General features: G+C 34.5%; 22 protein-coding genes and 1 tRNA gene. 9 read left to right on the top strand and 14 right to left on the bottom strand.

Translation table 11 applies throughout. The features are described from left to right. Nucleotides 1-53: 53 nt before the first annotated feature. The 4 genes from QWY90_RS02810 to xrtF are packed head-to-tail and all read right to left on the bottom strand — an operon-like array spanning nt 54 to nt 3,276. The gene (locus QWY90_RS02810; RefSeq protein ID WP_290284321.1) at nt 54-1,409 is read right to left on the bottom strand and encodes an MBL fold metallo-hydrolase RNA specificity domain-containing protein; all 1,356 of its coding nucleotides are present in this window, start codon (nt 1,407-1,409) and stop codon (nt 54-56) included. Nucleotide 1,410: 1 nt separating this feature from the next. Next, the gene (locus QWY90_RS02805) at nt 1,411-2,241 is read right to left on the bottom strand and encodes a restriction endonuclease (RefSeq protein ID WP_290284320.1); all 831 of its coding nucleotides are present in this window, start codon (nt 2,239-2,241) and stop codon (nt 1,411-1,413) included. Nucleotides 2,242-2,297: 56 nt separating this feature from the next. Next, nucleotides 2,298-2,744: an exosortase F system-associated membrane protein gene (locus tag QWY90_RS02800; protein ID WP_290284319.1), complete on the bottom strand. Its 447-nt coding sequence runs from the start codon at nt 2,742-2,744 to the stop codon at nt 2,298-2,300. Beyond that, nucleotides 2,719-3,276 (bottom strand): exosortase family protein XrtF, encoded by a 558-nt coding sequence (gene xrtF, locus QWY90_RS02795; RefSeq protein ID WP_290284318.1) that lies wholly within the window; start codon nt 3,274-3,276, stop codon nt 2,719-2,721. Before xrtF ends, QWY90_RS02800 begins: the two co-directional genes overlap by 26 nt. A 70-nt stretch (nt 3,277-3,346) precedes the next feature. Here xrtF and QWY90_RS02790 point away from each other — a divergent pair, with 70 nt between their 5' ends. From QWY90_RS02790 to rpe, 9 genes are all read left to right on the top strand, one after another. Beyond that, nucleotides 3,347-3,802: an XrtF-associated fRMsr-like GAF protein gene (locus QWY90_RS02790; RefSeq protein WP_290284317.1), complete on the top strand. Its 456-nt coding sequence runs from the start codon at nt 3,347-3,349 to the stop codon at nt 3,800-3,802. Nucleotides 3,803-3,908: 106 nt separating this feature from the next. After that, nucleotides 3,909-4,178: a 30S ribosomal protein S15 gene (gene rpsO, locus QWY90_RS02785; protein WP_290284316.1), complete on the top strand. Its 270-nt coding sequence runs from the start codon at nt 3,909-3,911 to the stop codon at nt 4,176-4,178. A gap of 151 nt (nt 4,179-4,329) precedes the next feature. Beyond that, entirely contained in the window at nt 4,330-6,513 is a 2,184-nt protein-coding gene (locus tag QWY90_RS02780; RefSeq protein ID WP_290284315.1) for a polyribonucleotide nucleotidyltransferase, read from the top strand. Nucleotides 6,514-6,637: 124 nt separating this feature from the next. After that, nucleotides 6,638-7,492 (top strand): hypothetical protein, encoded by an 855-nt coding sequence (locus QWY90_RS02775; protein ID WP_290284314.1) that lies wholly within the window; start codon nt 6,638-6,640, stop codon nt 7,490-7,492. 66 nt (nt 7,493-7,558) lie between these two features. Further along, nucleotides 7,559-8,866, top strand: a complete 1,308-nt coding sequence (locus QWY90_RS02770) for an Lcl C-terminal domain-containing protein (RefSeq protein WP_290284313.1) — start codon at nt 7,559-7,561, stop codon at nt 8,864-8,866. Nucleotides 8,867-8,877: 11 nt separating this feature from the next. Next, nucleotides 8,878-9,432, top strand: coding sequence for an RNA polymerase sigma factor (locus QWY90_RS02765; RefSeq protein WP_290284312.1), 555 nt, complete (start codon nt 8,878-8,880; stop codon nt 9,430-9,432). Then, nucleotides 9,422-10,906 carry a hypothetical protein gene (locus QWY90_RS02760; protein WP_290284311.1) on the top strand — a complete coding sequence of 495 codons (1,485 nt, stop codon included), beginning with the start codon at nt 9,422-9,424 and terminating at the stop codon, nt 10,904-10,906. Before QWY90_RS02765 ends, QWY90_RS02760 begins: the two co-directional genes overlap by 11 nt. A gap of 139 nt (nt 10,907-11,045) precedes the next feature. Then, on the top strand, nt 11,046-11,909 hold the full coding sequence (locus QWY90_RS02755) for a sigma-70 family RNA polymerase sigma factor (RefSeq protein ID WP_026707723.1): 864 nt from the start codon (nt 11,046-11,048) through the stop codon (nt 11,907-11,909). Nucleotides 11,910-12,136: 227 nt separating this feature from the next. Beyond that, on the top strand, nt 12,137-12,799 hold the full coding sequence (gene rpe, locus QWY90_RS02750) for a ribulose-phosphate 3-epimerase (protein WP_290284310.1): 663 nt from the start codon (nt 12,137-12,139) through the stop codon (nt 12,797-12,799). 127 nt (nt 12,800-12,926) lie between these two features. On the opposite strand, the gene QWY90_RS02745 is transcribed toward rpe, so the two are convergent. The 10 genes from QWY90_RS02745 to mraY all read right to left on the bottom strand — a co-directional run bounded on the left by QWY90_RS02745 (nt 12,927) and on the right by mraY (nt 24,262). Further along, nucleotides 12,927-13,000, bottom strand: a tRNA-Arg gene (locus QWY90_RS02745). Between the two features lie 57 nt (nt 13,001-13,057). Continuing rightward, a complete protein-coding gene (locus QWY90_RS02740) occupies nt 13,058-13,507 on the bottom strand; it encodes a GatB/YqeY domain-containing protein (RefSeq protein WP_290284309.1) in 450 nt (149 codons plus the stop codon). Nucleotides 13,508-13,784: 277 nt separating this feature from the next. Then, nucleotides 13,785-15,746 carry a cell division protein FtsZ gene (ftsZ, locus tag QWY90_RS02735; protein ID WP_290284308.1) on the bottom strand — a complete coding sequence of 654 codons (1,962 nt, stop codon included), beginning with the start codon at nt 15,744-15,746 and terminating at the stop codon, nt 13,785-13,787. A gap of 52 nt (nt 15,747-15,798) precedes the next feature. Continuing rightward, nucleotides 15,799-17,193 carry a cell division protein FtsA gene (gene ftsA / locus QWY90_RS02730; RefSeq protein WP_290284307.1) on the bottom strand — a complete coding sequence of 465 codons (1,395 nt, stop codon included), beginning with the start codon at nt 17,191-17,193 and terminating at the stop codon, nt 15,799-15,801. A 6-nt stretch (nt 17,194-17,199) separates the two neighbouring features. Next, on the bottom strand, nt 17,200-17,922 hold the full coding sequence (locus QWY90_RS02725; RefSeq protein WP_290284306.1) for a cell division protein FtsQ/DivIB: 723 nt from the start codon (nt 17,920-17,922) through the stop codon (nt 17,200-17,202). Next, on the bottom strand, nt 17,919-19,259 hold the full coding sequence (gene murC, locus QWY90_RS02720) for a UDP-N-acetylmuramate--L-alanine ligase (RefSeq protein WP_290284305.1): 1,341 nt from the start codon (nt 19,257-19,259) through the stop codon (nt 17,919-17,921). Before murC ends, QWY90_RS02725 begins: the two co-directional genes overlap by 4 nt. Beyond that, on the bottom strand, nt 19,260-20,351 hold the full coding sequence (gene murG / locus QWY90_RS02715) for an undecaprenyldiphospho-muramoylpentapeptide beta-N-acetylglucosaminyltransferase (RefSeq protein ID WP_290284304.1): 1,092 nt from the start codon (nt 20,349-20,351) through the stop codon (nt 19,260-19,262). It abuts the gene before it with no gap. 1 nt (nt 20,352) lies between these two features. Continuing rightward, nucleotides 20,353-21,642 (bottom strand): FtsW/RodA/SpoVE family cell cycle protein, encoded by a 1,290-nt coding sequence (locus QWY90_RS02710; RefSeq protein ID WP_290284303.1) that lies wholly within the window; start codon nt 21,640-21,642, stop codon nt 20,353-20,355. 59 nt (nt 21,643-21,701) lie between these two features. Next, nucleotides 21,702-23,036: a UDP-N-acetylmuramoyl-L-alanine--D-glutamate ligase gene (gene murD, locus QWY90_RS02705; protein WP_290284302.1), complete on the bottom strand. Its 1,335-nt coding sequence runs from the start codon at nt 23,034-23,036 to the stop codon at nt 21,702-21,704. Continuing rightward, the gene (gene mraY, locus QWY90_RS02700; RefSeq protein WP_290284301.1) at nt 23,036-24,262 is read right to left on the bottom strand and encodes a phospho-N-acetylmuramoyl-pentapeptide-transferase; all 1,227 of its coding nucleotides are present in this window, start codon (nt 24,260-24,262) and stop codon (nt 23,036-23,038) included. The genes murD and mraY overlap by 1 nt, the downstream gene beginning before the upstream one ends. Between the last annotated feature and the right edge of the window lie 22 nt (nt 24,263-24,284).

Here is a 24,284-nt window from a genome sequence, read left to right as displayed (position 1 = left end):
AGTGCAAAGCTAATAAAAATCAAATTAGTAAAACTTAAAATCATATTAAAACTTTAAAGCTCAAACTCTTGACCCATCAAAGGAACTGAACAATCAAAACCATACTTTTCCTGAATCTTACTACGCAATTCATCAGCTGGTTGATTCTCACCATGAACCAAAAATACTTTTTTGGGTTTGCTTTTTAATTCTGACAACCAATTGAGCAAATCATTTTGGTCGCCATGTGCTGACAATCCTTCTATTTCAAGAATTTTAGCTAAAACCGGATAATATTTACCGTGAATTTTTATCTCAGTTGCTCCTTCTAAAAGCTTTCTGCCTCGAGTTCCTTCTCCTTGATAACCCACAATAATTACCGTAGTTTCAGGCAATCCGATATATTCTTCTAAATAACTTAGAACTCTTCCACCAGTAATCATTCCGCTTGCTGCAATTACAACTTTTGGTCGTTTATCAAAAATTGAATTTATTGTTTCCTGGTATTCTGAATTAATCGTAAATATTTGACACATTTTAACACACTCTTCCTCTGACAATTTGTGCCAACTTTTATTGTTTGTAAAAACATCCAAAACACTAATTCCCATCGGAGTATCGATTATATATGGAATATCCGGAATTCTATCCTCTTCTTTTAATTTCCAAATCAAATACATAATGGTTTGGGCTCGTTCTACAGCAAAACTAGGGATTATGATTGTCCCGCCATTTTGATAAGTATTGTTGATATAGGTTTCCAGCAGTAATTTGACGTCTTCATTAGGATGAATTCGATTGCCATAAGTACTCTCTAAAAAAACATAATCCGCTTCTTTGGGTTTAACCGGCGGGTACATCAGCATATCATTATCCCGACCAATGTCGCCAGAAAAAACGAGTGTTTTTCCTTCTAATTTGAGCTCAATAGAACAAGCGCCAATTATGTGCCCGGCATTTCTAAAAACTGCCGATATTTCTGCGTCAAGAGGCACTCCTTCATTAGGTTTTATAACTTTTAATAACGGAAAGACTTCCTGAGCTTGTTGAACATTATACAAAGGTTCTGCTTTTTCATGCTTGGAATAATGTTCCCTGTTGGCTATATTGGCTTCTTCTTCCTGAATTCTAGCGCTATCTAACAAAATTAATTTGGCAACAGAAGCCGTTGGACTTGTACAGTATATTTTCCCCGCAAAGCCCTGATTGACTAATCTTGGCAACCAACCACAATGATCTAAGTGTCCGTGCGTCAGCAAAACAAAATCAATCGTATTAGGCAAAATCGGCAAGGGTTCCCAATTTAATTCACGCAAGGGTTTTATCCCTTGAAATTGCCCGCAATCAATTAAAATTCTGATTCCGTTGCTTTCGATTAAGGTTTTCGAACCTGTAACCGTTCCTGCTCCGCCAAGAAATTTAATTTTCATATTACAAATATTTACACAGTTCTGAAGCTTCTTTAATCACATTTTTTATTCTGATTGGGCTAAGTCCGATTTTTTCCAGAATTTCTAATTTATCAATAATTTCCTGCGCCAAAATAATATCTGACACCATTAATTTGTCTTTTTCGGCAATAGTCAAAGTCGTTAAACAAGTAATTGGATACAATTGATCTTCATCAATTTTTTTTCGTAAACAAAATTTAGGTGGATAATCCCAGCTCATAAGTTTTAGTCCGGAGCAATTGGCAAAATCCATAGCGTCAGAAGTAAACCGGTTATTGGTTACAATCCAACAGTTTGAAATTTTATCGCTTTTAGTAAAAATAGGATGACTTCTGTCTTTTAAATCATTAAATCTTGAAAGTATATACATAGGAACTTTCACGTCTGAATTAGTTTCTCTTCTGGGATGGAACTTACATTCAATCATTTCAACAAAATCATTTTTTTTAATTAGAACATCTACTTCGTGTGAAACACATTTGCCCTGCAAAAAAAAATTCGTTGTTGTGGTATAGCCTTCCGTTACAAAAAGCCTTGAGATGAATTTTTCAAAGAAAAAACCTGTTGGGCCAAGCATTTGAATAGCATCTCTCAAATTGTATCTTGCTGCTATGGAGTTAGAAGATTTTTTGAGTAAACCAAAAGCTAGTTTGTAGATTTTTTTAGTAGTAATTCCTTCGTAAATTTCATGGTCTATAGCTTTTAAAATATCTTCAACAACTAATGAACTTGCACCCGATTTTAATAAAGAACTTTTAAGTTTGTCTCGATTAAACTCAACAACACTTCCAGAATGCTTTACTATTTTCATAAGACTCAAAATTAAATTTTAGCATATGCAATACAAGTAAAGTTACGAAAAAATACTTACTTTTTAATTCGTTTCTGGTAATAAAATCCGGGAATAAAAAGCAGAATAAAGATTGGTTGAATCAAGAACCGTCTGATGTAGAACAAAATCATTTTACTTTCTTCGGCAAAAAATGTTAGTACAAAAATAAAGCTAATCATCAATACCGAACCCAAAATCATGTAGAGCAATGCTGAAAATTTTACAATTTGCTTGTCTTTAAAAATGACATATAACAGCAATAATGAAATTACCGAATTGAGGTAGAATCGCATTCCTATGCTGAAAAATAATTTAAAAATATTGATTTTTGGAAACGGCAAATGTGCATATTCGTCTTTGAAATAATTTAAAAAGGGGTCATAAAAAAGAGTTTCTTCAAAGGCTCTGATTAAAACCAGAAGGAATATCAAGAATAATGACCAGCCAATTTTAGCTTTATTTTTTATCAATTTCTGTAGCATACAACGAATATTTATTAACCCAAATCACCCATAACAAAAACACAACACCATAAATCACCAATGGAAAAATCACACCATGTAATAAATGCTCATACTGAGGAAGATTATAAAGCGCAACACACAAAAGCGCAATGCGACCAATATTTAAAACATGAATCAAAATAGTTCCAAAAATGATGAACAAAATAGTTTTTTTGAATTTACCAGTAAAGGCAATCACAAACGAAATAAATAAAATAATCACACTTAAAGCATTACAACCTTCAATAATTCTGGATATGTATTTTGCCTTATAAAACAATTTTACTGTAGGTTCTGTCAAATGAGGCATTGTATAAGATTGTGAATCAAACCAAGATAAAACTGCTGCAGATTGTTCAGCTACAAGTTGTGTAAAAGAATCAACTTCTGCTTGTTGTTCATCAAAATGATTCAGATAGGTTTGATAAATGAAAGTTAAAATCAAATAACTGGCAATAAATTTTCCGAGAAAAAGTAAAAAAGGTTTGTATTGCAGCAGCAGATTTTTCAAGAGGTAATTTTTAACAAATTTATACAAAATAAAAAAGGTTCAGTTGTTACATTTGCATAAAAAATTGAAAATGAATTTCGAAAGCTTAAAACCTGAAGTGATTGCTATTCTTTCTAAAGCAAATTTAGAACGAGATGTCAAATTAAAAAACCTTTGCCAGTTCTTGACCAACAATGTTGATTATTACAATTGGGTAGGATTTTATTTTGCCAATCACGAGAATAAAACGCTTCATCTTGGACCTTATGTAGGTGCAGAAACCGACCATACAATCATTCCATTCGGAAAAGGCATTTGTGGACAAGTAGCAGAGTCTAATGCAAATTTTGTCGTTCCCGATGTTGCTGCTCAGGATAATTATATTGCCTGCAGTTTTACCGTTAAGTCAGAAATTGTGGTACCTCTTTTTGTAAATGGGAAAAATATTGGTCAAATCGACATCGACAGTCATGTTATCGATCCGTTCACAGAAGCTGACGAACGCTTTTTAGAATTTGTAAATCAGGAAGTTGCCAAACTTTTTTAAGTTAAGCCCATCTTTTTATTTGCCTAATCGAAAAAGAAGATTATCTTTGCACACGAATTGAGAAAACCTCGATTCATACATAATAATCATTTAAAGAAATATTGGAATGTATCTAAGTAAAGAAACAAAAGCAGAAATCTTCGCTAAACACGGAGGAAAAGCAGAAAACACAGGATCTGCAGAAGGACAAATCGCATTGTTCACATTTAGAATCTCTCACTTAACGGAGCACTTGAAAAAAAATCGTCACGATTACAACACTGAGCGTTCGTTAGTACTTTTGGTAGGTAAAAGAAGAAGTCTTCTTGATTACTTGAAGAAAAAAGAGATAAACAGATATCGTGAGATTATCAAAGAATTGAATATTAGAAAATAATCAATATAAAGAGGTGCCCACGCGCCTCTTTTTTTTAGGTTAAAAAGAAGAAAAGTTTCGGTTTTTCATTGGGTTACAAACAACAACTACTACAACACAACTAATCTGTCGACAGGCAGGAACCAATGTAAAAATTAAAAAGGAAAAATTTATGATTCCACAATTATTTGTAGAAAAAATCGATTTAGGTGATGGCAGAAGCATCACAATCGAGACAGGTCGTTTAGCCAAACAAGCCGACGGATCTGTAGTAGTTAGAATTGGAAAAACTGTTATTTTAGGAACAGTAGTATCCTCAAGAAAAGCAAGTCCAGGTATCGATTTCTTACCTCTTACGGTAGATTATCGCGAGAAATTTGCAGCAGCAGGTCGTTTTCCTGGAGGTTTCTTTAAAAGAGAAGCGCGTCCAAGTGACAACGAAGTGCTTACCATGAGATTAGTTGACCGTGTATTGCGCCCACTTTTCCCTAGTGATTACCACGCAGAAGTTCAGGTTATGATTCAGTTGATGTCTCATGACGAAGATGTAATGCCAGATGCATTAGCAGGATTAGCCGCTTCGGCAGCACTTGCTTTGTCTGACATTCCTTTTGAAACTTTAATTTCTGAAGCTAGAGTTGGAAGAATTGATGGAAAATTCATCATCAATCCATCTCGTGCACAATTAGAATTATCAGATATTGATATGATGATTGGAGCTTCAACAGATTCTATCGCGATGGTAGAAGGTGAAATGAAAGAGATTTCAGAAAAAGAAATGGTAGAGGCAATTAAATTTGCACACGAACATATTAAAGTACAAATCGCAGCTCAGGAAAGATTGGCAGCAGCATTTGGAAAGAAAGAAGTTCGCGAATATGAACAAGAAAAATCAGACGAGGCTATTTACGCTAAAGTAAAGGCAGCGGCTTATGATAAAATTTACGCTATTGCAAGCAAAGGTTCGGCTAAACAAGAACGTGGCGCTGCATTTGATGCTGTAAAAGAAGAAGTAAAAGCCTTATTTACAGAAGAAGAATTAGCTGAAAATGGAGATTTAGTTGGAAAATATTTCTACAAAGTCAACAAAGAAGCGGTTCGTAACGTAACTTTAGATTTAGGAACTCGTTTAGACGGAAGAAAAACTACCGAAATCAGACCAATCTGGTGTGAAGTAGATTATTTACCATCAGTTCACGGTTCGGCATTATTTACACGTGGTGAAACTCAGGCATTGGCAACAGCAACTTTAGGAACTTCCAGAGAAGCAAACCAAATTGATTCACCATCTGAACAAGGAGAAGAAAAATTCTATTTACACTATAATTTCCCGCCATTTTCAACAGGAGAAGCTCGTCCGTTAAGAGGAACTTCAAGAAGAGAGGTTGGTCACGGAAACTTGGCACAACGTGCATTGAAAAATATGATTCCTGCTGAAAATCCATATACCATCAGAATTGTTTCTGAAGTATTGGAATCAAACGGTTCATCTTCTATGGCGACTGTTTGTGCTGGTACATTAGCATTAATGGATGCTGGAGTTCAAATGATTCGTCCGGTTTCAGGAATCGCAATGGGATTGATTACTGATGGTGATCGTTTCGCAGTTTTATCAGATATCTTAGGTGATGAAGATCATTTAGGTGATATGGATTTCAAAGTAACCGGAACTTCTGAAGGAATTACAGCTTGTCAAATGGACATCAAAATTGACGGATTGAAATACGAAATTATGGAGCAGGCTTTGGCTCAGGCTCGTGATGGACGTTTACATATCTTAGGAAAATTGACTGAAACATTGGCGAAACCAAATGCTGACGTTAAAGTTCACGCTCCAAAAATCATCATGCGTACTATTCCTGGAAACTTTATTGGTGCCTTAATAGGACCTGGTGGAAAAGTGATTCAGGAATTACAAAAAGCTACTGGTTGTACAATCGTAATTAATGAAGTTGATGAGCAAGGTGTTGTAGAAATTCTTGGAACTGATCCTGACGGAATTGCAGCTGTTTTAGCTAAAATTGACTCTATAATTTTCAAACCTCAAGTAGGTGAAGCTTATGAAGTAAAAGTAATAAAAATGCTTGACTTTGGTGCAGTTGTAGAATATACAGAAGCTCCTGGGAACGAAGTATTACTTCACGTTTCTGAACTAGCTTGGGAAAGAACAGAAAATGTTTCTGACGTAGTAAACATGGGTGATGTGTTTATGGTGAAATACTTAGGTGTTGATCCAAAAACAAGAAAAGAAAAAGTGTCCAGAAAAGCGCTTTTACCAAGACCTCCAAGAGATGAAAATGCTCCAGCGAGAGAAGATCGTGGCCCACGTCCTGAAAGACGCGACGACAGAAAATAATATTTTTACTGATTATAAAAACCCCCGATTCATGATTTTGAATCGGGGGTTTTTTATTTTAACCTATAACGCAACCTTTTCAAGTTTTAAATACTATTAAGTAATAACCTCAAAAAATATTTTTATGAAAAATTATAATTTATTCGTATTAGGAAGTCTATTTATGCTATTAATATCTTGTGATAGTGGCAATTCATCAAACGACAACACATCATTAGAACTTCAAAAAATAGTAACCTTCACTACATTTTCGGGCAATCCAACTTATAATACAAAAAACATAAGACATTATGTGAATTTTGAAGTGGTATCAGATTCAACTTTTGATTATCAAGGTCAATTTCTAGAAAAGAATGTTATTAATACTAATGGTCTAACAAAAACTCTTCAGACATTCTCAAATCTAGGTGAGTTGACAGCACAACGCGAAGAAAACTACGATTCACAAGGTCGACTTATTGGAAGACACACTTTTTTGCCCACTTCTGCTTTATATTTCACTTATTTATATAATAGTGACGGAACAGTTAGTTCAAAATATTATAATGAACTTGATGGTCAAACCACAACTTTTAGAACATTCACTAAAGATTCAAACGGATTGTTATTTAAAGAAAACGGAAGTGGTTACAATCCGACCACAAGCCTAACGGAAGACTATGAAGTCAATGCAGACATACAAAATCAAAAACTGATTTCGCTTACGCAGTCCGCCATTACTACTTCTTTTCAATATTATCCAAATCCAAAACCAAGTAATTTATTGAAAACTGTCAATCAATTAAACAATGAAATTATAATGGGAAACACTTTGAAAAATTTAGCCGAACGCGGTAATTATTATTATAAAGTAAATGATACCGACATCACGACATTTAACAGTAATAACTATAAAACATATTATAAATCTGTTTACACTAATACATTAGTTGTGCCTAACACAACCAGTACAATCGAGCAGTTTTATTATTACAATTAATTATTTTATATGTTTCCCAAGCAACCTTTTTGCTTTTTTCTGACTTTGATTTAAAAACCAATATTTATGAAAACGATCAATGCTCTTCCAAAAATTTTTACTTTACTGTTTGTCCTGTTTACCATCAATAGCTGCAAAGACATTGATGATACTATAACCTATCCGAATGCTGAAGATTTAATTCAGAAAGATTCTGAGTTGTTCGATTTGTTGAATCGGGTAACCAAAACTGAAGATAATCCAATGACCGATATTGTGTGCATCGATTTTGTATACCCAATACATTTATTGATTTACAATTCGAGCTTAGAAAAAATAGGTTCTGTTACTATTATTGGCGATGATAACTTTAGTGCTTTTCTCGGAATCTTACCAGCTGACCAATCTTTGAGTATTAGTTATCCAATAACTACAACACTTGCAGACGGAACTGAATTTACCGTAAATAATAACACCGAATTAAAATTAGCCATTGACAGTTGTTCGAGAGAAGACATTATCAGTTATTGTGGCGGATTATTTTCTACTACTGTTCCAGGAATAATACTGCCTTGTGTATGGAAAGTCCAATATGATGCAACTGGAGACAATAAATATTTAAGCGGTTATTTTGATGTGAATGTTGATGGGACAATCAAACTGTTTTATGGAGATGAAATATACACCGGCAGTTGGATATTTTTATTTGTGAACGATGAACTTCATATGAATATTAATTTAGAAGGAACATCCCAAGTTGCTTTAGACTGGAACATTGACAGAAAAGTAATCATTGCAGGTGATGAAATTATTATTCAAAATCCACCAAAGAACATTCATCTGAAAAAAACATGTTGGGAAAGTACACCTTATGCTATTGGAGACGTTGGCCCTGCTGGCGGAATCGTTTTTTATGATAAAGGTTCTTACAGCGAAGGATGGCGTTATGCTGAAGCAGCTCCAAATGATTTAGCTTTCTTTGAATGGGGTTGTGCCAATTCAACGATTCCAAATTCACAAAGTTCAGCAATTGGAAAAGGACTTTATAACTCGGGGACAATATTGAATTTTCATGATACTTTAGTTAACTTTTATACAAATCCTAATGTTTGCAGCAACCTAAATAACGGAACTGTTGTAGCCAAAGAAGCTTTGGGATATCAATTAAACGATAGAAACGATTGGTTTTTGCCTTCGGAAAATGAATTAGCTTTGTTGTATACCAATTTACAGCTGTCAAGTTTGGGGAATTTTTCAAATGCAATTTATTGGAGTTCCACTGAAAATGATGCAACTACTGTAAAAACAATAGATTTTTCAAACGGACAAAGTGTAATTAGCCTAAAGGTTCCGGCTCTAAACACTATAAAAGTTAGATGCATTCGTTATTTTTAAAAAAAATATTTTTGAATTTAGAAGAATTAATAAAATCCTGCCAAAAGCAAAACAGCAAAGCACAAGAAGAGTTATACCATTTGTATAAGAACACTCTTTTTGTGCTGTGCCTAAAGTATTGTCAAAACGAAGCCGAAGCCGAAGACAATTTGCACAATGCTTTTATTACCATTTTTACCAATATCAAACAATATAAAGGGAAAGGTTCTTTTGAAGGCTGGATGAAAAGAATCACCATCAATAAAGCCATTGAAAGCTACAAAAAATCCTATCAGCTAATTTCGATTAGTGATAAAAACTATCCTGACACAGAAATTGAAGAAAATGAATTGGATGAATTTTCACTCGATTATATTCTTGCGTTAGTTCAAGGATTGCCAAATCAATACCGATTGGTTTTTTGTTTGTATGAATTAGACAATTATTCGCATAATGAAATTGCTGAAATGCTGAACATAAACATCGGAACATCGAAATCAAATTTGCATCGGGCCAAAATGACTTTGAAAGAACAAATTAGTGCAAACAAAGCTGTCCATAACATAAGTATAAAATATGGAAAATAGAAAAGATATAGGAAAAGCCATAAGCGACAAGCTGAACTCATTGGACAAAACGCCCAAAGAGCAAGTTTGGAGTGGCATCAATTATGAACTTCAGAAAGAGAAAAAAAGAAGAATTGGTTTCTTTTTCTTTTGGGGCAAAATGCTTGGTTTATTACTCATAGTTAGTATTGCTGGTTTATATATTTATAATCAAAATGGTGGTTTTACTTCGAATTCGCCAAGAAATTCAAAAGAATCCAGCAATGAGAATAGTAGTAATGGAAAAACTTATACTGCCGATTCAGATGATGAAAACTCAAAAATTATACGCAGTGAAAACAATATAAAAAGCGACGCTTCAATTGATGATGAGAATGCAACTGAAAGTAAAAACAGCATTAACAATAAGAATACAATCAATGAAAAAAATGCAGCTGACAAAACAAATGCAGCAAACAGTATAACTGAAAACGTTTTATTAAAATCGGCCAAAAAAGACAATGCAAATAGCATTTCATCCAAAGCTGGGAAAAACAAAACCAATTTATTTTCTAAAGCAAAAAGCAAAAAAACAGACAGAAAATTGACTAAAAGATTCAGAAATGAAGCTAAAAAAGAAAATGCTAACTTAGATTCAAATAAGAACAAAATAAACAAAGCTAATGATGTTCAAATTGATTTAAGTTCATTACAAAATAATAATTTAGGTGACTTAACTTCTGAAATAAGAACTAAAAAAACAGATTCAATTGCAAAAAAGAAAAAAGAAAAAACGATAACCATCAACATGTATCCAAAGGATAGCATCAAAAAAGACAGCGCAAAAATTTATAAGAAATTCTATGCCGATGTATTTGCTTCTCCAACCATGTATGGTTATTTTTCAAAAGGTTCTTCGCTTGACCGTCGTTTGGATTCGCTTACCAAAAAATCAGAAATCAAATTTAGTTACGGCATTGGATTAACGTATGATTTGACCGAAAATGTTTCTGTCCGAATTGGTTACAGCAAAGTCAATATAAGTTATGTAACCAAAAATGCTCCGGTAAACACAAACAATTACAGCGGCATTAGTTACAATCCGAACATTTCAAATGGAACAATTTACGGGGCTTCTAATGGTTCTGATAAAATGGATATAACCCAGGAAATATCATATACAGAAATTCCGTTAGAAGTGAAATACAAATTTTTAGATAAAAAAATCGGTCTAAAATCTAGCTTTGGTTTTAGTTATTTATTACTCGATGAAAATAAGATAAGTATCAAAACTGACAATGGTTTTAGTCAAGAGATTGGAAAAACAAAGAATTTATCAGGCACATCATTAGCAGTGAATCTTGGCTTAGAAATGGATTATCCGTTATTCAAAAACACGAAAATTTTCGTTGAACCGCTGCTTAACTATCAAATAAAAGCCTTTTCAAACAGCGATTTCAAACCTTTCCTTTTCGGAATTCATACTGGAATACGTTATAGTTTTAATAATAAATAAGTGTTAGTTATACTTATGGAAAAAACCCTAATTCAAAAATTTTGAGTTGGGGTTTTTAAATTAACATTAAAAAATTGTAACTTTTTAAAAATTATACCGTACAACCACTTGAACACTTTAAAGTAAAGGAGACAAATTAATGAGACAGCTCAAAATCACCAAGCAGGTAACCAACCGTGAAACTGCTTCCCTAGACAAGTACCTACAAGAAATTGGAAAAGTTGACTTAATTACTGCTGATGAAGAGGTAGAATTAGCTCAGAAAATCAAGGCCGGAGACCAAAGAGCACTAGAAAAATTGACAAAAGCCAATTTACGTTTCGTGGTTTCTGTAGCAAAACAATACCAAAATCAAGGTTTAACACTTCCCGATTTGATTAACGAAGGAAATTTAGGTTTGATTAAAGCGGCTCAACGTTTTGATGAAACGCGTGGTTTTAAATTCATATCCTACGCCGTTTGGTGGATTCGTCAATCGATTCTTCAGGCTTTAGCAGAACAATCCCGTATTGTTCGTTTGCCATTGAATAAAATTGGTTCTATCAATAAAATCAACAAGATGTATGCTTTGTTAGAGCAATCTAATGAAAGACCACCAAGTGCTGAAGAAATTGCAAAAGAATTAGACATGACCGTGAATGATGTAAAAGAGTCTATGAAAAACTCTGGTCGTCATTTATCAATGGACGCACCTCTTGTAGAAGGAGAAGATTCAAACCTGTATGACGTTTTACGTTCAGGAGAATCTCCAAATCCGGATAGAGAATTAATCCACGAATCATTGCGTACCGAAATTGAGCGTTCTTTAGAGACCTTAACTCCAAGAGAAGCAGATGTTGTACGTTTGTATTTTGGTTTAGGCGACCAACATCCAATGACATTAGAAGAAATTGGAGAAACATTTGATTTAACCCGTGAGCGTGTTCGTCAAATTAAAGAAAAAGCAATCCGCAGATTAAAACATACTTCTAGAAGTAAAATATTAAAAACATATTTAGGGTAATCCTAATAACGACAACAACAGTCTGATTAACTGTTCGTTTTTTGATTGATGATTGAAACTCCGGCTGATTACCGGAGTTTTATTTTTAACAAATTTCAACATTCAAATTTCCAAGTTGAATATTCAATATTCAAAAGGAAAGCCTATAATTTGTACTTTTGCTGAAAGGTTGAATATTCAATGTTGAACAACGAACTTTGAAGTTTTAAAACACAACACAAACTACAATGAAAAATACACTTATCGCTCCTTCCATTCTCGCTGCTGATTTTGCCAACTTACAACGCGATATCGAAATGATTAACAATAGTGAAGCAGATTGGTTTCATATTGATATTATGGATGGTGTTTTTGTTCCAAATATCTCTTTCGGAATGCCAGTTTTAGATGCGATTACAAAACATGCAAAAAAAACTATCGATGTACATTTAATGATTGTTGATCCCGACAGATACATCAAGACTTTTGCGGCTTTAGGTTCAACTATTTTAACCGTTCACTACGAAGCCTGTACTCATCTGCATAGAACTTTACAAGCTATAAAAGCTGAAGGTATGAAAGCCGGAGTTGCGCTAAACCCACACACCAATATTGATTTATTAGAAGATGTCATAAACGATATTGACATGGTTTGTCTCATGAGTGTGAATCCTGGATTTGGCGGTCAATCCTTTATTGAAAACACCTACGCTAAAATTGAAAAACTAAAAGCATTAATCAACAGAAAAAACGCTTCAACCTTAATTGAAATTGATGGTGGCGTTACTGATAAAAACGCAGTGCAATTGGTTAAAACTGGTGCAGATATACTTGTGGCTGGAAATTTTGTTTTTAAGGCGGCAAATCCAACACAAACGATTAGTGATTTAAAGAAGTTGACAAGTTTCTAATACAAATAAAATAAAAGTCCAGCAGGGTTGACTCCGTCTTCCCTGACAAAGCTCCGCATTGAAAATAAGGGATTAAATAAAATGCTTAAGCAAGCTTAGACATTTTATTTAATCCCTTATTTATTCGTGACCCCGGCAGGGTTCGAACCTGCAACCATCAGAGCCGAAATCTGATATTCTATCCAGTTGAACTACGGAGCCTTTTTAAGATTGACAGATTATTGGATGAGTTAGATATAAATCTGACAATCCAATAATCTAAACTAAAAGTTTCTTAACAATAGTTGAAATAGTTTTCCCTTCTGCACTTCCACCAATTTGTGCTGATGCCAATCCCATAACTTTTCCCATTGAAGCAATTCCTGATGCTCCGGTATCTGCAATGATTTTAGCAATAATTGCTTCCACTTCTTCCTCTGAAAGTTGGGCCGGAAGGAATTTTTCGATTACAGCAATTTGAGCCAATTCCGGTTCTGCTAAATCAGGACGGTTTTGAGTGGTGAAAATACTTGCGCTGTCTTTACGCATTTTTACCAGTTTCTGCAATATTTTGATTTCGTCAGCTTCGGTAATTTCTTCTTTAGAACCTGTAGCGGTTTGGGCTAATAAAATTTCTGATTTGATGGCACGAAGAGCTTCTAATGCAACGGTGTCTTTAGCGCGCATTGCATTTTTCATTTCGTCCATTATTTGGGTTGATAAACTCATGTTTGATGTATTAGGATTGTTTCCATAAAAGAGTTGCGAAGTTAAAAAAAATAACCTGAAAATTGGAGTGTCAATAGGATTTTATAGGCTTGAATTTTTTACAAAATTATTAAAGCTAAAAATTAACATTTTAGGCGCATTTTTTTTCCAAACAAAAATTGTGCGCCAGTTTTTGGCGCATTTTTTTAAACACCTTTTATTTTGCGCCAAATTTGTTAAAAAAATAACCCGAAAATCATAAGACTTTCGGGTTAAAGATTCAAGGGTTATCTGTAGACTAGTCTACATTATCGTGCAGAAATGAATTGTTGGAACGCAACTGTGTATCATCGTTGCTATCAATTCCTATTGACATTCTTGAGTTTGTATTTGTTTGAGTATTATTTGACAAATCTATACCATTACGTTTGTAGGCAGGTTCTTTTTCCATTTCTTCTATTTTTGAAGGGTTGTTATGGAATTTGTAATTGAACTCTTTTAATTTTTTTCTTCTATCGTCAGCTCTGTGTTTCAAGGTTTCTTCGATAGTCATTTCAACTGGTGAAATATCTTCAAAATGACTTACCATTGAAGCTGGTTTTTCAGTAGTTTCAAGCTTCATTGTAATGTTCAACTCTTCAGCAATTGGCTCCTGAACGATAGCTGCAGCTGCTGGTTTTGAATTTAACAAGTCGTTTTCCAACTCCATGTATTCTTCCAAAGAATATTTGATAATTCCTTCTTCGTTGAGTTCGGTAATTGGGACAAATTGCACTGGCTCGTTTACCTCGATGTTATTTACTGATTCAGACAAATCGAAAACGATTCTGCTTTCTTCAACAACTTCAATTGGCTTAACATCCTCAACTTTTTCGAATGTTGGTATTGCCGGCATATCAAAAGTAAAAGTGATTTGCTCTTCTTCTTTCTCGATAATTGGCTCGATAACTTTCATTTCTTTAACTTCCGGAGTTGTTACTTTAAAATCGATATCATTTATTGGAGAAATAATTTCAAAAGTTACATCCAGGTTTCTGATGAAATGATTCATAGCAATCAATTCATTTTCGTCGATAGAAGCAACATTTACAGGTGTTTCAACTTCATCTTCGATTAATTCAAAAACAATTTTTTCTTCTTTAACTTCTGTTACTGGAGTATCAATAGCTTGAAAAACTTCGACAGGCTTTTGAGTTAAATCACGCTCTAATTTATGTTCTCCGTCTAATGAGTGAATTATTTTCTTAACTTCTGTATTTACAATTCCGTTTTGTTGTTCTACGTTAAACCCTGTAGCAATGATTGTAACCGCAATAGCTTCACCTAAAGTTTCATCTTCACCAACACCCATAATAATGTTAGCACCGTGTCCGGCTTCCGATTGAATATGGTCGTTAATTTCTCCAATTTCGTCAATAGTAATTTCGCTAGAACCCGAAACGATAAGCAACAATACGTTTTTGGCTCCCGAAATTTTATTGTCATCCAATAAAGGAGAATCTAAAGCAGAAATAATAGCTTCTTTTGCGCGGTTTTCACCTATTGCAGTAGAAGAACCCATAATAGCTGAGCCACTATTAGACAAAACTGTTTTGGCGTCTTTTAAGTCAATATTTTGAGTGTAATGGTGCGTTATAACTTCAGCAATTCCGCGGGAAGCTGTTGCCAAAACTTCGTCAGCTTTTGAAAACCCAGCTTTGAAACCTAAATTTCCGTATACTTCTCTCAATTTATTGTTATTAATAACAATCAAAGAATCTACTTGTTTTCTTAGCTTTTCTACACCTAACAAGGCTTGCTCATAACGAACTTTTCCTTCAAATTGAAACGGTTTTGTTACAATTCCAACGGTAAGTATGCCTCTTTCTTTGGCAAGTTGAGCTATTACAGGTGCTGCACCAGTTCCTGTTCCACCACCCATTCCTGCAGTGATGAAAACCATTTTAGTATTGGTATCTAACATTTTTTCAATGTCGCCAATACTTTCTATTGCTGATTGCTGACCAACATCAGGGTTTGCTCCTGCTCCAAGTCCTTCCGTCAAGGAAACTCCTAATTGAATTTTATTCGGCACTGGACTATTTTGAAGTGCTTGTGAGTCGGTATTACAAACGATGAAATCAACGCCTTTGATTCCTTGTTTGAACATGTGATTGATAGCATTGCTTCCGCCGCCACCAACTCCGATTACTTTAATCACATTTGATTGATTTTTTGGTAAATCAAATGAGATGTTTCCAAATTCTGAGTTGCTTATCATACTATTTTGGTTTTATTAGGTATTATATATTCTGTATTTTGTTTTGTTTTTGTTACTCAGCATTGTCTAAAAAGTCCTTAATCTTTTCAACATAACGATCAAAAAAGGATCTTTTTATTTTGTGCTCTGTGCTTTCTGTTTCAAGGACAACTTCATCTTCGATGACATTAGCAACCTCTTCCCTTTTTTCTTCAATAACCGGAGCTTGAGTTGTTTGCTGAAAAACAACTTGCTTCGGCGTTTCAACTACTACTTCTTTTAATTCAATTTTGTAGGCACTATTCGAATTGTTTTCGATACTGTTCATTACTAAACCAACGGCTGTTGCGAATAATGGACTTGAAATTTCTTCACTTGAATTGCCTGCCAAATGTTCGTTTGGATACCCAATTCTGGTGTCCATTCCTGTGATATATTCTACTAATTGTTTGATGTGTTTCAATTGTGAACCGCCACCTGTTAATACGATTCCGGCAATCAGTTTCTTCCGTGGATCTTCGTGTCCGTAAGCTTTGATTTCGGTAAAAACCTGTTCAATAATCTCAACTACTCGTGCATGAATTATTTTTGACAAGTTCTTCAACGAAATTTCTTTTGGATCTCTTCCTCTCAATCCCGGAATTGACACAATTTCATTGTCTTTATTTTCACCTGGCCAGGCGGAACCAAATTTTGTTTTTAATAACTCAGCTTGCTTTTCAATGATTGAACAACCTTCTTTGATATCATCTGTGATCACATTTCCGCCAAAAGGCACAACTGCTGTGTGACGAATGATTCCATCTTTAAAAATGGCTAAATCCGTTGTTCCACCACCTATGTCAATTAAGGCAACGCCTGCTTCTTTTTCTTCCTGACTCAAAACTGCATCAGCCGAAGCCAATGGTTCCAATGTTAATCCGGATAATTCAATACCTGAACTTTGAATACATCTTCCCACATTTCTGATAGAAGATGCTTGTCCAACCACAACATGAAAACTTGCTTCCAATCTTCCGCCGTACATTCCGATAGGTTCTTTGATTTCAGATTGTCCATCGATTTTAAATTCCTGAGGCAATACGTGGATAATTTCTTCTCCGGGAAGCATCGCCAATTTATTCACTTGATCAATCAACAACTGAATGTCTCTACCACTGATAACTTCTTCCGGATTGTTTCTGATAACATAATCCGTATGCTGTATACTGCGAATGTGTTGTCCGGCAATCCCAACAACCACATCATTAATTTTATATCCTGAATTTGCTTCTGCTTCAATAACTGCCTGCTGAATCGACTGGATAGTTTGCGTAATATTGTTAACGACACCGCGAGCCACGCCAAGACTTTTGGATTTTCCAACACCCAAAATTTCTAACTTCCCATACTCATTTTTCTTGCCAATCATGGCAACAATCTTGGTTGTTCCGATGTCTAATCCTACTGCAATATTCTCTTTTTCCATAATCTTCTATTTAATGCAAACAACTTGCTTAGTAAATCTCAGGTTAATCCATTTGTATTTAATCAAAGTGCTATCAGAAACTGCTTTTTGAAAAAAGGCTTTGTAATTATTAAATTTCTTGTCAATATTTATGGTTTGACCAAAATCTATCCTAAAATCATAATTTCTGTTTGCCATTATCAAGCTGCCATTAGGCAAAACCCGCACACCAATGATGTTTTTTTTCAAAAACTCATCTTTGTCAATCATCCTTAAAACTTCAGATAATTTTTCCTTTTTTACTACATTAATTTCCCCCGAAACTAGTGGAACTCTAGCTGTATAATTATCTGATAACGGCATCTTATTTCCTTCATAATCAATATAGAAAGAACCCGCTTCGTCAAACACTCTACCCACAGGTGTTTTCTGCTTTACCACTGCTTTTAAAACCCCATCAACGCTAACAAAAACATCTGCTTTTTCAATCAATTGTTGTTTGTTAACAGAAGCTTCCAATTTCTTCAAATCTAAATCAACTTTATGGATTGTTTTTAGGTCGCTATTTTTTTCTATTAACAATTTATTAACCATTTCCTGCTTTAAAAAAAGCATGTTTTCTCCGACAAAAACGACTTCTGTTTTCTTAATTTTTCGCATTGAATTTCGATACGAAGTAAACGAAAACATGCCTATTACAGCTATAATCATCAAAACTAATCTGATATTTATCCAAGTGAAAAATTTCATGATAATGCCTGTTTAATTTTTGGAACTAATTCACCTATATCTCCTGCCCCTATTGTAACAATTATTTTAGCATCACTATCTAAAATTGACGAAATTAAATCATCTTTTGAAACCAATTTTTTATGTTGGTTTTCGATTTTAGAAAGCAACCAACTTGATGTAATTCCTTCCATTGGTAATTCGCGAGCGGGATAAATATCTAACAACAAGATTTCATCAAATTGAGATAAGCTTTTGGCAAAATCATCGGCAAAATCTTTGGTTCTGCTGAACAAATGCGGTTGGAAAATCGCTAACACTTTTTCATTTGGATACAATTCACGAACTGCCTGATGAACCGCATTGATTTCGGTTGGATGATGTGCATAATCATCAATATAAACGAGATTTTCATTTTTAATTTGATACGAAAATCTACGCTGAATTCCTTTAAATGAAGCCAAGGCCTTAGCAATGGACTCGGTTGGGGTACCATAAGTCTTAGCCATCGCTAAAGCCATCAAGGCATTCATTAAATTGTGTCTTCCGGGTAAACCAAACTTTATATTTTGAATTGTTTCTGAAGGAGTTTGTACATCAAAAACATAATAACCATTTTCTATTCGGATATTAAATGCTTTGAAAGTTGCACCCTCATCAATGCCAACGGTTAATCCTGATAGTGGCAAACCTTTTGGGACAAAAATTTTAGTTTTATCTTCTACTTTATCAGCAAATTCTCGAAACGAATCTTCAATTGCATTTTTGTCGCCATAAATATCCAAATGATCTGCATCCATAGAGGTTACACAGGCAATATTTGGATGTAAATGCAAAAACGAACGGTCGAATTCGTCAGCTTCAACTACGGTTACTGTTTTCCCGCTTCCAATTAAATTGGAATGATAGTTTTCGACAATACCACCAATAAAAGCGGTAACATCGGCACCACTTTCATATAAAATATGCCCAAGAATACTTGAGGTTGTTGTTTTCCCATGCGTACCGGCAACGGCAAAACAAAAAGTGTCTTTGGTGATGATTCCCAAAACTTCCGCACGCTTTTTTACTACATAGTCTCTTTCGATAAAATAATTCCATTCTGAATGTGAAATCGGAACGGCCGGTGTAATTATAACCAAAGTGTTTTCGACATAATAATCGGATGGAATCAAACTGATATTATCTTCAAAATGAATCGACATTCCGCCAGCAATGAGCTCATTTGTCAACATCGTTGGTGTTTTGTCATAACCTGAAACATTCTTGCCAATGTTTTGGAAATAACGGGCCAAAGCACTCATTCCGATGCCACCGATTCCGATGAAGTATACGTTATGTATTTGGTTTAAATTCACTTATTTTATCAACTTAATTATTTGTTCAACTATATCTTTTGTTGCGTTTGGCTTTGCTAATTTTTTAATATTTTCGCTTAATTCTTTTTTTAAATTTTCATTAAAAATTAAATTCGAAAATATGGGTTCAAAAGTGAAATCTAATTCACTTTCTTTAATTAAAATAGCTCCGTTTTTATCTACAATTGCTTTGGCATTTTTTGTTTGATGATCTTCGGCCACATTAGGTGAAGGAATAAAGATTACTGGCTTACCAACTAAACATAACTCTGAAACGGATGATGCTCCAGCTCGTGAAATGACAAAATCGGCTGCGGCATACACTAAGTCCATTCTATCTATAAAAGACAAAACTTGAACTAGTTGTCCATCAGAATAATGATTGTAATTGTTATAATATAACTTGCCACATTGCCATATAATTTGAATATCTTTTGAAACAATATTGTAAATTTCTTTTTCAATTAATTGATTTAATCTTCTTGCCCCAAGACTTCCGCCAAGTACCAAAAGTGTTTTTTTATTTGGATTTAAATTAAAATACTTAATGGCTTCATTTCGTTTAGAATCTATTTCCAATAAATCCTGGCGAACCGGATTACCGGTGAAAACAATCTTATCTTTTGGAAAAAACCGCTCTAAATTTTCATAAGCCACACAAATCGCATTGGCTTTTTTGCTCAATAATTTATTGGTGATTCCCGGATAAGAATTTTGCTCCTGAATCACTGTTGGAATCTTCATCATATTTGCCATCTGTAATAAAGGACCGCTGGCAAAACCACCTGTTCCAATTACAACATCGGGCTTAAAGTTTTTAATTATTTTTCGCGCCTTGACTAAACTGCTGATCAATTTCAATGGAAACATCAAATTTTGCATTGTCAGTTTTCGTTGTAAACCGGCAATCCAAAGTCCTTCAATTTTATAACCTGCTTCTGGCACTTTTTGCATTTCCATTTTGTCTTCAGCACCAACAAAAAGAAATTCGGTATCAGGAAAACGCAATTTTAATTCATTGGCAATAGCAATCGCCGGGTAGATATGTCCACCGGTTCCGCCACCACTTAATATGAATTTTAATTTTTTCATTTTATTTTTTATTCAAAACAGCACTCATTGGATTTGCCTTATCTACAATGGAAAAATCTTCCATTTCAGCCGCTTCATCTTCTAATAATTGTTTATCTATAAGCTTTTGTAAAGCATCTTCCCGTTTTTGTTTTTCGGCTTGTTCTTCTGCTATTTCTTCTTCTTTTTTAGTTACACTTAAAATAATTCCCAAAGCAATACAAGTCATCCAAATAGAACTTCCTCCGCTACTAATCAATGGTAAAGTTTGACCTGTAACCGGCAACAATTCTACAGCAACAGCCATGTTGGTCATCGCTTGAAAAATTATTGGAAAACCTAAACCAACGACGACGAGTTTTCCAAAAAGTGAATTGGCTTTGTGCGCTGCAATTACAAATCGGAATAGCAATAAAAGATATAAACCCAAAACACATAAACCGCCAACCATTCCGTATTCTTCCACAATAATGGCATAGATAAAATCGGAAGAAGATTGTGGCAAAAAGTTTTTTTGCACGCTTTTCCCTGGGCCCAATCCGTATATTCCGCCAGAAGCGATGGCTATTTTTGCCTTTTCGATTTGGTAATCATCTTCATCGGGTTTGTCGCTGGTGAAGTTGTCAATACGAGCAATCCAAGTGTCAACACGATTTGGGAAAGCATTCGGAAAAGCTTTAGCTACTAATATGAAAAAGGTCAATCCAATAATTCCGGCTCCAAGTATAATTCCGATATATTTCAGTGGATATTTTCCAATAAAAACCAACATCAATACCATCGAGAATATCAAGGCAGCTGTAGATAAATTGGCTGGAAGAATAAAAATTAATGTAATAAAAACAGGCGTCCACAATTCCCAAAGCGAGTTTTGGAAAGTGATAGGCGTTTCTCTTTTTTTAGATAAATAACGGGCCACAAAAACATATAATACGATGGATGCTAACGTAGAAGTTTGAAACGTAATACCAATAAACGGAATCTGTATCCAACGGCTTGCGTTTGCTCCGTCGATGATAGTTCCTTTAAGCAAGGTATAAATTAATAAAATCCATACAACAGGCAACAGGATTTTGGATATCGTTTTGAAATAGTGATATGGAACTTTATGGATTTTGTATAAAATAAAAAAACCTACCAATACTTGAGCTGCATGTTTCAGTAAATAAGTAAACGCATTCCCGGAACCATGGCGCATATAGGCTAGATTACTACTCGCACTAAAAACAGGCATAAACGAAAACAGCGCCAACAAGGCAACGAATGCCCAGATGACTTTATCTCCTTTTAAACTGTTTACTAGTTCTTTCATTTTGATTTAGGAATTGGGATTTAGGAATTGGGATTTAGATACTTCCTAAATCCTAAATTTTATAAATTCTTCACCGCTGCTTTAAATTGATTTCCTCTGTCTTCGTAATTTTGAAATAAATCGAAACTCGCGCAAGCCGGAGACAATAAAACAGCATCGCCTTTTTCTGCAAGATGTTTTGCTGTTATTACTGCATCTCTCATGTTGTCAACTTCAACCATCATATCTACAACATTTCCAAAAGCATCAATTATTTTTTTGTTATCAACGCCAAGGCAAATGATTGCTTTCACCTTTTCTCTTACTAAAGACATCAATTCTGCGTAATCATTTCCTTTGTCAACACCACCAACTATCCATACTGTTGGGACAGTCATACTATCTAGCGCAAAGAAAGTAGCATTCACATTGGTTGCTTTGCTATCGTTTATGTACTGTACATTTTGAATTTTGAGTACTTTTTCTAAACGATGTTCTACACCTTGAAAATTGGATAAACTCTCACGAATAGTTTCCTTTCTGATTTTCATCAGCTGTGCTACAGAAGTTGCTGCCATAGCGTTTTTCATGTTGTGTTTTCCTTCCAGAGAAACCTCTCCGGTTTTCATTTCAAATTCTTCGTTGTTGATGATGATGTCCATAGTATCGTTTTTTATAAAAGCTCCGTTTTCAAATGTTTTTGTTAATGAAAATGGAATTAATTGGGCGTTAGTTTTATTTTTTTTGAACCATTCTGTGATTGCCTCGTCATCTGCGTCATAAATGAGATAATCGTTCTCTGTTTGGTTCATTGTTATTCTGAATTTTGATGCGATATAGTTTTCATATTTATAATCGTATCGGTCCAAATGATCCGGACTTATATTCGTTATTATGGCTATGTCTGGTCTATAATTAATGTTTCCGTCTAACTGAAAACTGCTCAATTCCAGCACATAGCAATCGTAATTCTCTTCGGCTACTTGCCAAGCAAAACTCTTACCAATATTTCCGCCAAGTCCAACATTTAACCCGCCTTCTTTTAGCAAATGATAGGTCAACATTGTCGTTGTTGTTTTACCATTACTACCTGTGATTCCAATGGTTTTTGCATTGGTAAACTGAATTGCAAATTCAATTTCAGAAATCACTGGAATTCCTTTTTCCAAAAGCTTTTTTACTATTGGGGCTTTTTCTGGAATGCCTGGGCTTTTCATTACCACATCGGCATATAAAATCAGGCTTTCCGTATGGGTTTCGTCTTCCCATTTAATCTCATATTTTTTAAGAACTTCTCTATAATTGTCTTTAATTCTTCCAAAGTCAGAAACAAAAACATCATAGCCTTGTTTCTTTCCTAAAATAGCAGTTCCAACACCACTTTCTCCACCGCCAAGTACTACTAATCGTTGCATTATCTCAATTTTAATGTCACAATAGAAACTATAGCCAACAAAATGGCTACAATCCAAAAACGGGTTACAATTTTACTTTCGTGATATCCTTTCTTTTGATAATGATGATGCAATGGCGACATGAGGAAAATTCGTCTTCCTTCTCCGAAACGTTTTTTGGTGTATTTGAAATAAGAAACTTGTAAAATCACTGATAAATTTTCGGCAAAGAAGATGGCGCACAACACAGGTAATAACATTTCTTTTCGAACAGAAATTGCTAAAACCGCTATGATTCCACCAATAGTCAGACTTCCTGTATCGCCCATAAATACTGATGCCGGATAGGAATTATACCAAAGAAATCCGATTAAGGCTCCAACGAAAGCAGCTATAAAAACAGTCATTTCACCCGAATTTGGAATGTACATAATGTTCAAATAGCTGGAAAGAATAACGTTCCCTGAAACGAATGTAAAAATCCCGAGTGCAAGTACTGAAATAGCTGAAGTTCCGGCGGCTAAACCATCAATTCCATCGGTTAGATTTGCTCCGTTTGAAACGGCAGTTATAATAAAAATTACAATCGGAATAAAAACTAACCAAGCCCAGTTTTCATAACCTTCACCCGTCCATTCGATGATTTTGGCATAATCCAATTCATTGTTTTTTGTAAATGGAATTGTAGTTACTGTAGATTTTATTTCAGATGGTGTCTTCGAAACAATTGTTTCAGTTTGATTAAAATTTATTGGTGTAGTAGCTCTTTCTCTAACGGTAACACTCGGATTGAAATACAATACCGAACCAACAATTAATCCCAATCCAACTTGCCCAATTACTTTGAAAATTCCTTTTAAACCTTGTTTGTCTTTTTTGAAAATTTTAATATAATCGTCAATAAAACCAATTGTTCCCATCCAAAGTGTGGTTACAACTAAAAGGATGATGTAGATGTTATTTAATTTGGTTAACAGTAAAACCGGAATTAGCGTTGCAATGATTATGATTAATCCACCCATTGTTGGCGTTCCTGCTTTTTGTGTTTGACCTTCAAGACCAAGTTCTCTAACGGTTTCACCAACTTGTTGATTTCTCAAAAAAGTGATGATTTTTTTTCCGTAAATAGTTGAAATCATTAGCGAAAGTATCAATGCTAAAGCTGAACGGAAAGTAATATACTGGAAAACTCCTGCTCCGGGAATATCCATTGTTTTGTCGAGGTATTCAAATAAATAATATAACATATCTGGTTATGTGTTAATTTGG

This window comes from Flavobacterium paronense, from assembly GCF_030409795.1.
Classification (GTDB): Bacteria; Bacteroidota; Bacteroidia; order Flavobacteriales; family Flavobacteriaceae; genus Flavobacterium; species Flavobacterium paronense.
The sequence above is the reverse complement of the archived record's forward strand: the minus strand, read 5'-3'. Positions and strand labels throughout refer to the sequence as shown.